Origin of the sequence: Corynebacterium sp. HMSC073H12 (genome assembly GCF_001837775.1) — a bacterium.
Taxonomy (GTDB): Bacteria; Actinomycetota; Actinomycetes; order Mycobacteriales; family Mycobacteriaceae; genus Corynebacterium; species Corynebacterium amycolatum.
Window position 1 is genome coordinate 229,938 of record NZ_KV834038.1, and the last position, 9,737, is coordinate 239,674.

General features: G+C 59.4%; 9 protein-coding genes. 4 read left to right on the forward strand and 5 right to left on the reverse strand.

The annotated features are described in order from the left end of the window. Positions 1-6 precede the first annotated feature (6 nt). From HMPREF2708_RS07690 to sigE, 3 genes are all read right to left on the reverse strand, one after another. Complete coding sequence (locus HMPREF2708_RS07690; protein WP_070833754.1) at positions 7-1,326, reverse strand: S1C family serine protease; 1,320 nt, start codon at positions 1,324-1,326, stop codon at positions 7-9. Beyond that, positions 1,326-1,703 carry an anti-sigma factor family protein gene (locus HMPREF2708_RS07695; RefSeq protein WP_246840381.1) on the reverse strand — a complete coding sequence of 126 codons (378 nt, stop codon included), beginning with the start codon at positions 1,701-1,703 and terminating at the stop codon, positions 1,326-1,328. Before HMPREF2708_RS07695 ends, HMPREF2708_RS07690 begins: the two co-directional genes overlap by 1 nt. Positions 1,704-1,769: 66 nt before the next feature. Further along, positions 1,770-2,423, reverse strand: coding sequence for an RNA polymerase sigma factor SigE (sigE, locus tag HMPREF2708_RS07700; protein ID WP_049180825.1), 654 nt, complete (start codon positions 2,421-2,423; stop codon positions 1,770-1,772). Positions 2,424-2,581: 158 nt separating this feature from the next. On the opposite strand from sigE, the gene HMPREF2708_RS07705 reads away from it, so the two are divergent. Continuing rightward, on the forward strand, positions 2,582-3,256 hold the full coding sequence (locus HMPREF2708_RS07705; protein ID WP_070833755.1) for an O-methyltransferase: 675 nt from the start codon (positions 2,582-2,584) through the stop codon (positions 3,254-3,256). Positions 3,257-3,568: 312 nt separating this feature from the next. Here the strand turns inward: HMPREF2708_RS07705 and glgC are convergent, their stop codons facing one another. Further along, positions 3,569-4,786 carry a glucose-1-phosphate adenylyltransferase gene (glgC, locus tag HMPREF2708_RS07710; protein ID WP_040360733.1) on the reverse strand — a complete coding sequence of 406 codons (1,218 nt, stop codon included), beginning with the start codon at positions 4,784-4,786 and terminating at the stop codon, positions 3,569-3,571. 112 nt (positions 4,787-4,898) lie between these two features. On the opposite strand from glgC, the gene glgA reads away from it, so the two are divergent. The 3 genes from glgA (at position 4,899) to budA (ending at position 8,750) form a co-directional block, all read left to right on the forward strand. Continuing rightward, entirely contained in the window at positions 4,899-6,095 is a 1,197-nt protein-coding gene (gene glgA / locus HMPREF2708_RS07715; protein WP_070833756.1) for a glycogen synthase, read from the forward strand. A 239-nt stretch (positions 6,096-6,334) separates the two neighbouring features. Then, positions 6,335-7,858 (forward strand): glycoside hydrolase family 5 protein, encoded by a 1,524-nt coding sequence (locus tag HMPREF2708_RS07720; protein WP_070833757.1) that lies wholly within the window; start codon positions 6,335-6,337, stop codon positions 7,856-7,858. A 142-nt stretch (positions 7,859-8,000) separates the two neighbouring features. Then, entirely contained in the window at positions 8,001-8,750 is a 750-nt protein-coding gene (gene budA / locus HMPREF2708_RS07725; protein WP_083321897.1) for an acetolactate decarboxylase, read from the forward strand. 3 nt (positions 8,751-8,753) lie between these two features. Here the strand turns inward: budA and HMPREF2708_RS07730 are convergent, their stop codons facing one another. Then, positions 8,754-9,629, reverse strand: coding sequence for a methyltransferase domain-containing protein (locus tag HMPREF2708_RS07730; protein WP_070833922.1), 876 nt, complete (start codon positions 9,627-9,629; stop codon positions 8,754-8,756). Positions 9,630-9,737 lie beyond the last annotated feature (108 nt).

Here is a 9,737-nt window from a genome sequence, read left to right on the forward strand (position 1 = left end):
GCCACCCTACTCCGGCGTGATCTTTGCCTCCAGCTCGGCTCCGTGGCGAACGATCTTCAATACCGCCTCATTACCAGCGCCAACAGTCCACAGCGCCACCGTGAGCTCATCTGCGGACGATACCGCGCGGTCTCCCACAGCCGTAATCACGTCGCCTTCCTGCAGACCTTCCCGATCAGCGACACCTCCCGGCAGGATGCTGGCAATCTCGGCACCAGTCAGTGCGCCATTGGAAACCGTGCGCGCTGTCACGCCGATCCCTGGATGAACCGGCTTCTCACCGGCAATGAGCTGCTCAGCGATGGCAACGGCTGAATTGATCGGGATCGCAAAGCCCAACCCCTGTGAGCCACCCGAGCTACTGAAAATCACTGTATTAATACCGATAATGGCACCGCGGATATCCACCAGTGGACCACCCGAGTTACCCGGGTTGATGGAGGCATCGGTCTGAATCGCATCCGCGTAGCCATCCGTATCAGTCCCCTCAGCAGCCAGGCGTACCGGCCGATTAAGCGCCGAGACAATGCCCGAAGTCACCGTTCCGCCCAGCCCCTGCGGCGACCCCATCGCAATCACTGTGTCACCGACCGCAACCGCATTGGAATCACCAAGCTGCGCCACGGTCAGCCCCGCAACATCTTCGACCTTAATCACGGCGAGGTCGGTCTTCGGGTCACGGCCAATAATCTTGGCCGGCACCTCTTTCAGCTTGCCGCCGTCCCAAAACGTTACCGAGACCTGCATATCCTGACGGTCCGCCACCGCCGAAACGACATGGTTATTCGTCAAAATATGACCGTCACCATCAATGACAAACCCCGAGCCCACGCCCGAGACCTCACCGGCACTGACCGCAATCGACACCACTGCGGGACGAAGAGTCTCCGCCACCTTGCCGATTTCGGTCAAATCACCGTTGCCCGGCCGCCCCTCGATCTGCTGCAGCTCCACCCGCTGATAGTCCGAGCGGAAAGTCTTGCCAGCCCAACCGCCAACAAAGCCGCCGACACCGCCAATCAGCAGCACCACGGCCGACGACGCCGCAATCACACGCCACGGCACCTCGCGGCCGAAAATCACTTCCCGCGCGCTGACGCGGGGAGCCGTCTTCGGTTGAGGTTTCTTCTTCGCTTCGGGTTTGCGGGCTGGACGCCCCGTCGTCATGCGTGACGACGAATCCTGCCACGGCGAATACTCTTTGGCGGTGGCGCAGTTATCGTCGTCAAGCTTTTGCCCTGGTGCACGCTGTAACCCGCCAGTTGCGGCGGCACGATCGGCGTCCGGGGCAAACGCGGAATCATCGAAAGAGCGATGTTTGCCCACTAGTGACTACCACCTTTACGAAAACCGCGAACGATCTGCTCCAATGCAGCGCTCAGCGACTCCGGCGGACGGTGCGCGAGATGCCGCGCCGACCTATGGGGCTCTAAGTCCTCGCAGCTGCCTGCGAAATCCGCGATACGAGCGCGCAGCTCAGCTGGAATGTGCAAGGCCGCGCTATCACGCAGACGCTTGGCTGCCTGCCGCTGCTTCGCGACCTCCCGGCGACATTCCGGGCATGCCATCAGGTGCGCCTGCGCACGTCGCTCAGCTACGACCGACAACTCGCCGTCAACAAAAGCGGCAATTGCCTCGGTGCCGAGATGCTCCGTTGACAAAAAACGCTTGTCATCGCCCTGCTGAATCACAGACTGCAGCACCTCCAGAAATCGCACCTATTTAACTAGCCCCACAATAGCCGCTTCCACGGATTGAGTGCGGGAAAACTAGCCTGCGGTGACCGACTCCGGCAGCTCCTGCCGTTCCTTCTCCAGACGCTCCAACGTCGCCCGCAAGCTGGAACGTGCCCGGTGAATGCGCGAACGCACGGTGCCCATCTTGAGCCCAAGGGTGTTAGCAATTTCCTCGTAGGTCAGCCCCACCACATCACAGAGGACAACTACCGCACGATAGTCCGGCTGCAGCTCAGCCAGCGCGATTTCCAAATCCGGGTCAAGCATCGCGTCATCGACGGCCTGCTCCGGCGTCTTCAACGTGCCCGGGACGCGGTCGTAGTTCTCCGGCAACGCCTCCATCCGGATGACCTGCCGATGCCGGACCATATCCAAAAACAGGTTAGTGGTAATCCGATGCAGCCAGCCTTCAAAAGTGCCGGGACGGTATGACTTCAGCGAGCGGAACACACGCATGAATGTCTCCTGCGTCAGGTCTTCCGCGTCCTGCTGGTTACCAGTCAACCGATATGCGAGCCCGTAAACACTATCCGCGTGGGCTTGGACAAGTTCCGACCACGACGGCATCTCCCCCACACCTGCGTCAAAAGCCGCGGTGCCGGACAGTTGCTCAGTTGCGTCAGCGGACGGGGCGTCCTCGCGGCTGGCGCCTGCGCTGACTCGTTCGGACTTGACTCGTTCGGGCATGGGGTTCAGTGTTCCTTACCAACCTTAGGTTTGTAGTGACCTTACCCTGAAAATAGTTTGAGAGTCCAGAGAAATTTGCGGCTTGTTTACCCACCTAGTCCGGCACTGACCGGCGCGCCCCGCTGCCCTGCACGGAGTTTTTTCCTACGCTATAGAGCGTGTCCGAAACGAGTTCTTCTGCTACCCCGCTATCCGCACGTGACGCTATTGCACAGCACGTCAACAACACGACCGTAGTCTCCGAGGCCCTTGAAAGCGCCCGAGAGAGCGCTCGCGAATACGGAGTTGCCGTCCCCGATACGATGACCGGCGCCGCTTTGACCTCGCTCATGGCCCTGACCAGTGCCCGCCGCGACGGTCACCCCGCCGCTGTCATCGCATCGCCTGCAGCAGGCGTAGTCGGTTTGCACCTGGCCGCCGGTCTCGGCGATGACGGCGTTCTCACCTGCATCGACCCTGAGCTCGAGCACCAGTCTCTGGCAAAGGCCGCTTTCCGAGCCGCAGGCATCCGCCCCAACCGACAGCGCTTCCTGCCCTCGCAGCCACTGGAGGTCATGGATCGCCTGGCCGCCGACTCCTACGACTTGGTCTACTTGGACGTCGCCCCAGCAATCCTCCGCGCCGCACAGGAAAAGGCCTGGCCGCTGCTTCGCTCCGGGGGCGCGCTCGTCCTGACCGGCGCGCTCCTCGACGGCACTGTTGCTGACTCGTCACGCACTGACCGTGACACCGTCGCTGCCCGCGAAGCCGACGAATACATGCTCCAGCTTGACGACGCTTACGTGATGCGCCTCCCCCTAGCAGCCGGAACCACTGTGCTGGTGAAGAAGTAGTTTTCTACTGTTGGCCGGCTGGCTAGCGGCCTCGGGCCAATGCGAGTTACTGACTGCGCTTATGGCTGGCGGCCTCGGGCCGAGCCGAGTTACTGACTGCGCTTAAGACAAAAATGGCCCGAAAAATGGCCTGAAAGTGTCATAAACTCGCACAGTTTCACATTTGCAGCCCGTAGCTCCACGTGCAGCCCACATTTTTTGGGTTGCCAGTTTTGGGGCTAGGTAGCAAAAGGGTAAAAAGAAAAAAGGCACGTACTAAAAAGGCACGTACCGTGGGGTACGTGCCTTTTCAGCCGGTCGGACTCAGACAGGTTAGATAACCTGCCCCTTACCCACGGCCACAACGCCGCCAGCGCTGACCTTGAAGCGCGCTGCGTCCTTCTCCGGATCGACACCGATAATGGCGCCGTCGGAAACTACAACGTTCTTGTCCAAAATCGCGTGGCGAACCACTGCCCCGCGGCCGACGCGCACGCCTGGGAAGAGAACTGAGCCCTCCACCGTCGCACCGTCCTCGACCACAACGTTGGTGCTAATCACCGAGTTGCGGACCGTACCACCGGAGACAATCGAACCGGCACCGACCATCGAAGCCTGAGCAATACCGCCCTGGACAAACTTGGCCGGAGGCAGGTTCTCCTCCGAGAAGGTGTGGATTGGCCACTTCTTGTTGTAGAGGTTAAACACCGGGTGGACGGAAATCAGGTCCATGTTGGCCTCGTAGAAGGCATCGATGGTACCGACGTCACGCCAGTAGCCCTTGTCACGTTCGGTCTCACCCGGAACGTAGCTGTCCTTGAAGTCCCAGACGAAAGCTTCGCCCTCCTCTACCAGCATCGGAATGATGTTTCCGCCCATGTCATGGTCGGAGTTTTCATCTTCCGAGTCACGCTTAATAGCGTCGATAAGCGCAGAGGTAGTGAAGATGTAGTTACCCATCGACGCGAACGTCGAGTTCGGGTCATCCGGGGTGCCGGGCGGATCGGCCGGCTTCTCCAGGAACTCGGTGATTCGGTTGTTGTCATCAGCGTCAATGACACCGAATGCGCTGGCCTCGGAACGGGGGACGCGGATACCAGCGACGGTCACACCAGCACCAGACTCGATGTGGGCCTCCAGCATCTGCTGCGGGTCCATACGGTAGACGTGGTCGGCACCGAAGACGATAACGTACTCCGGATCCTCGTCATAAACCAAGTTCAGCGACTGCAGAATCGCGTCAGCCGAACCGGTGAACCAGCGCTTACCCAGACGCTGCTGAGCCGGCACCGGGGTGACGTACTGGCCGGTGATGCCGGACAGCTGCCACGCCTGCGAAATGTGACGGTCGAGCGAGTGGGACTTGTACTGGGTCAGCACACAGATCTTTAGGAAACCTGCGTTGACCAGGTTCGACAGCACGAAGTCGATAAGCCGATAGCTACCGCCGAAAGGCACGGCGGGCTTAGCGCGGTCTTCCGTCAGCGGGAAGAGACGCTTGCCTTCGCCACCGGCAAGGACAATGGACAAAACATGTGGTTGACTCCTCACACCAACCAACCTATATGCGATTTACTTTCCTCGCTGCCAGTCTCCCCTCCTCGCTACCCACACCCGGGCATATCAAGCGACGGAAATTGTCAAATCTGGTTACGCTGGAATTATGCGTGTTGCCATGATGACCAAGGAATACCCTCCGGAGATTTACGGCGGAGCAGGTGTTCACGTAACTGAATTGACTCGTTTCATGCGCGGCCTCGACGGCGTTGATGTCGATGTGCACTGCATGGGTGCTCCTCGCGATGAGGCGGATGTATATGTCCACGGCGTTGACCCGGAGCTGAAGGATGCCAACGCCTCGATTAAGACGCTGTCCACGGGGTTGCGCATGGCCAATGCCGCCGCGGCAACCGACATTGATGTCGTCCACTCTCACACCTGGTACTCAGGCCTGGGCGGCCACCTCACCGGTCTGCTCAAGGGCATTCCGCATGTGGCCACCGCGCACTCACTGGAACCGCACCGCCCGTGGAAGCGCGAGCAGCTCGGCGGCGGTTACGACGTTTCCAGCTGGTCCGAGCGCAATGCTATGGAGTACGCAGACGCTGTCATTGCTGTCTCCGCGCGCATGAAGGACGCCATCCTGGACGCCTACCCGCGTATCTCCCCCGACAAGATCCACGTCGTCCTGAACGGCATCGACACCGAGCTGTGGCACCCGCGACCGACGTGGGAAGAGTCCAAGGAACAGAACGGCTGGTCTGTCCTGGAGGAGCTCGGCGTTGACCCGTCTCGCCCGATGGTTGCGTTCGTCGGCCGCATCACCCGTCAGAAGGGTGTCGCTCACCTGGTCAAGGCCGCATCGCTTTTCGACGACGGTGTGCAGCTCGTTCTGTGCGCCGGCGCTCCGGACACCCCGGAAATCGCGAAGGAGACTGAGCAGCTCGTCCATGACCTCCAGGAGAAGCGCGATGGCATTTTCTGGGTGCAGGACATGCTGCCGAAGGAGAAGATCCAGGAGATCCTGACGGCCGCGGATTCTTTCGTCTGCCCATCGATCTACGAGCCGCTGGGCATCGTTAACCTCGAGGCTATGGCCTGTGGCACCGCCGTTGTCGCCTCTGATGTCGGCGGTATTCCGGAGGTTGTCGTCGACGGTGAAACCGGCACTTTAGTTCACTACGACGAGTCCGATCCGGAGGGCTTCGAACGAGGCATCGCTGCCGCTGTCAACAATATGGTCGCCGACCGTGAACGCGCTGCCAAGATTGGCCAGGCGGGCAAGAAGCGCGCCGAGGATGTGTTTAGCTGGGAGAACATCGCCGAGCAGACCGTTGAGGTCTATAGGTCTTTGATGTAGCAGGCTGATTGCCGCGCGCTATTGCCGTGCATAGTGACCGTCCATCGGGACTGCACACCACGACTGCACGGTGGACAGAGCCTCCTCATAAGGCCCATCGCTTCCAAAGAGGAAGCGGTGGGCCTTTTAGCCTTTTTGCTAACCCCATTCAGGACATTTAATTATGCCTTTGCCCACTTTTCTAAGCCTAAATTGAATTTTGGGTGACTTTATCAATACTGGTCAATAGCATATTGAGTATGAGATTCACTAAGAAGGTGGCAGCAGTTGGTGCCGCCATTGCTATAGCGCTAGCGGGTGCAGTACCGCATCAGGCGCTCGCTACAGAAGTAGCACCATCCCCTAGTACCACTACCATCACCGAGCGTGGTCCCCTGGGGCAGTCCGGTCGCTGGTTTACCGACGGTGATGGCCGAGCTTTCCTCACTCAGGGGTCGAACATCGTCTACAAGCACGATCCCTACACCCCCGAGGCCGGAGGCTTTAACGAGGACGACGCTGACTGGCTCGTGCAGCAGGGCTTCGACTCCATGCGAGTCGGCATTATCTGGAAAGCAGTAGAGCCAGAGCCCGGCGTCTACAACGACGAATACCTGGATTCCATTGCCCGCACCATCTCTATGCTCACTGAGCGTGGAATCGCGGTCTTGGTCGATGCCCACCAGGACATGTACAACGAAAAGTTCGAGGGCGAATTTGCCCCCGATTGGGCTGTCATTGACGACGGCGTTCCCAGCCTTCTGAAGGTTGGGTTCCCAACTAACCAGGCCCTTAATATCGGCCTCATTAGGGCATACGACAACTTCCTGAATAACCGCGAAGGGCCAGGCGGCGTTGGGCTGCAGGAGCGTTACGCAGCCATGTGGGGCCATGTCGCAGAACGTCTCGGTGATATGCCGGGTCTGATGGGCTACGACATCATAAATGAACCGTGGCCAGGTTCGGCGTACCCACTGTGCTACCTGGCTCTGGGCGACTGCGGTCCAGCTAAGGCAAAGCTCGATGAACTGCACCAGAAGGCTGCAGATCAGATTGTCGCCAAGGATGCAGACGCAATTGTCCACTACGAGCCCTACTCCATGTGGAACACGGGATTGAATACCGATCCGGCCGCCCCACAGGTTCCTGAAACCGCAGGTACGGCCCTCAGCTGGCATGTCTACTGCACCACAAACGCCCTGTTCAATACCTACACGGGCTGCGACTTCTTCGATGGCAGCGTCTTCGACAATGCAGAAATCGTCTCATCCGGTAACGGCTCGGCCACACTACTGTCCGAGTTCGGCGCCACCGACGATGCCGATACCCTCAACGGCGTGATTTCGCTTGCCCGCCGCCACATGGTCGGCTGGCAGTACTGGTCCTACTGCGGATGCAACGACCCGACGACGCAGAACCAGAAGGAACAGGGCATGGTCTTCGACCCGACTGTTCCAGGACCTGTAGGTGCCGATGCCTTCAACCGCGACAAGATGACCATCCTCGCCGCTCCACACCTGCGGGCAGTCGCGGGCACCCCGCAGGCTACTGACTGGAACCGCGACACCCGAGTCTACGAGGCCAGCTGGAACAATAGCCGCGTCGATGGCACCGGATCTTTCGCACCTGGTTCCACCAGCGAGCTCGTTGTGCCCTCGATCAACTTCCCGAATGGGTTCACGGTGAATGTCGAAGGTGGCCACGCCACCGTTGCTGCCGATGGCCAGACGGTTCATATCGTCTCTACTGCTGACCAAGTGACAGTCACCATCCAGCCGAAGTAGAACCAACCGCTCGATTCACCAAATTGCGCCCTGTGGATTTTTCCGCAGGGCGTTTTTCTTGCCACGATTTCCTTACCCACAAGCCGACCGGACATCCAACCGACCACCCGCCCCAGCTTGGGCTACAAATATCGCGAATATAATGGCTTCCATGACCACGCACGAGAATTTTCCAACGGTCCGACACACAATTTTCCAAAACTCACTGATGTCCGCACTGCTCGATGGCATCTACGACGGCGAGATGACCATTGGCGAAATCCTTGGTCATGGAAACTTCGGCATCGGTACCTTCGACGGCCTCGATGGCGAAATGGTAATCCTCGACGGGGTCTGCTGGCAGGTGCGTCACGACGGCTCCGCGACCCGGGCCACCATGGATCAGCGCAGCCCCTACACGGTGGTGACCAATTTCGTTCCCCACACGGTGATGGATGCTCCGGAAAACCTGACTCGCAAGGAAATTAGCCCCATCATCGATTCCTTGGTGCCGAGCCAAAACTTTATGTACGCACTGCGAATTACCGGCGAATTTGAGTGGGTGAAGACTCGAACCGTCGTAAAGCAGGAAAAGCCGTACCAGAGGATGGTTGATGCGACGGAAGAAGACGCCTCGGTTGATTTTGAGAACCTGCGGGGCACGATTGCGGGCTTCCGCACGCCGGTCTATGAGAAGGGAATTTCGGTGCCCGGCTGTCACGTGCACTTCCTCGCGGAAGGCGGCACCGGCGGCGGGCATGTGCTGGACTTTAAGCTGCGTTCGGGCACTATCGAGTTGTGCCCGGGCACCGACCTGCAACTTCGCCTTCCGCTAACGGCGGAATTCTCGGATGCTGATCTGGATCCGGATGACCTGGATGAACAGATTCACAAAACCGAGGTCAAGGAGTAGTCGCTAGTCGCCCGGGCGCCCCAGACGGGTGACGTAGGCACGGGCGGTGACGTGCATCTCTGCAGGTAGCGCTGCAATACGTTCCTGCAGCACCTCCGGGTGGATATGGCGTGCCGACGGGCTCATCCCGATCTGAGCGGCAATTGCACTCTGGTTGAGGTTCATACCGAACTCCACCAGCTCCGGATCACCAACAGGCACGAGGTGCCCCTCTGCCTGGGAAATCATGCGCTCGACCTTGCCGCGCTCGACATCGATGATGCCCAGCGGCTCACGAAGCTCGCCCAGGTGACCAGTAGTGGCAGTCAGAACCACGACCTGGCCGCCCGGCTTGAGCACGCGAGCGAACTCCTCTGCGTTGCGAGGTGCGAAGACAACCGTAAGCGCATCGATGGAGCCATCACGCAGCGGCAACCGTGCCCACGCATCGGCCACGACCGCACCGAGCCGCGGGTGACTCTTGGCCAGATGCTTGGCGGCCGGCACAGACACATCAATGCCTACGCCACGGGAATTGGGAATGCTGTCCAGCGTGTGTGCGAGATAGTAACCAGTGCCCGCACCGATTTCGCAGATGACTGGGCTGGCGGCCTCGGACACGTTGGCGTCGTCAAGTACGTCCTGGACGTTACCTGTAACTGCCTCAACGAATGGAGCATAGTGGCCACCAGAGAGGAACTCCTCGCGGGCGGTAATCATCTTGGCGTCATCGCCGGTGTAGCGCAGACCAGCCCCACCGGCGAGCGTAACGTAACCCTGGCGGGCGACATCATAGCTATGTCCGGATTCGGACTTCAGAGTCATTCGTTCGGCATCACCAAACTTCAAATCAGTGCCATCGATGGGGTCAGCAAGCACATCAATGATGTCAGCTAGCACGTCGGTCACTCCTCAAACTGAGCTAGAAAAATAATTTTCACTATCTTAGCCCGTGTCGAGCTCAGCCAAGTAACTCCAATGCGAGTTACTGACTGCGTTTATGACAAA

Bases quoted from the DNA above. Each gene is read 5' to 3' on its own strand.
- sigE (WP_049180825.1), bottom strand. From the start codon at position 2,423: ATGCCCGAACGAGTCAAGTCCGAACGAGTCAGCGCAGGCGCCAGCCGC.
- glgA (WP_070833756.1), top strand. From the start codon at position 4,899: ATGCGTGTTGCCATGATGACCAAGGAATACCCTCCGGAGATTTACGGC.
- HMPREF2708_RS07720 (WP_070833757.1), top strand. From the start codon at position 6,335: ATGAGATTCACTAAGAAGGTGGCAGCAGTTGGTGCCGCCATTGCTATA.
- budA (WP_083321897.1), top strand. From the start codon at position 8,001: ATGGCTTCCATGACCACGCACGAGAATTTTCCAACGGTCCGACACACA.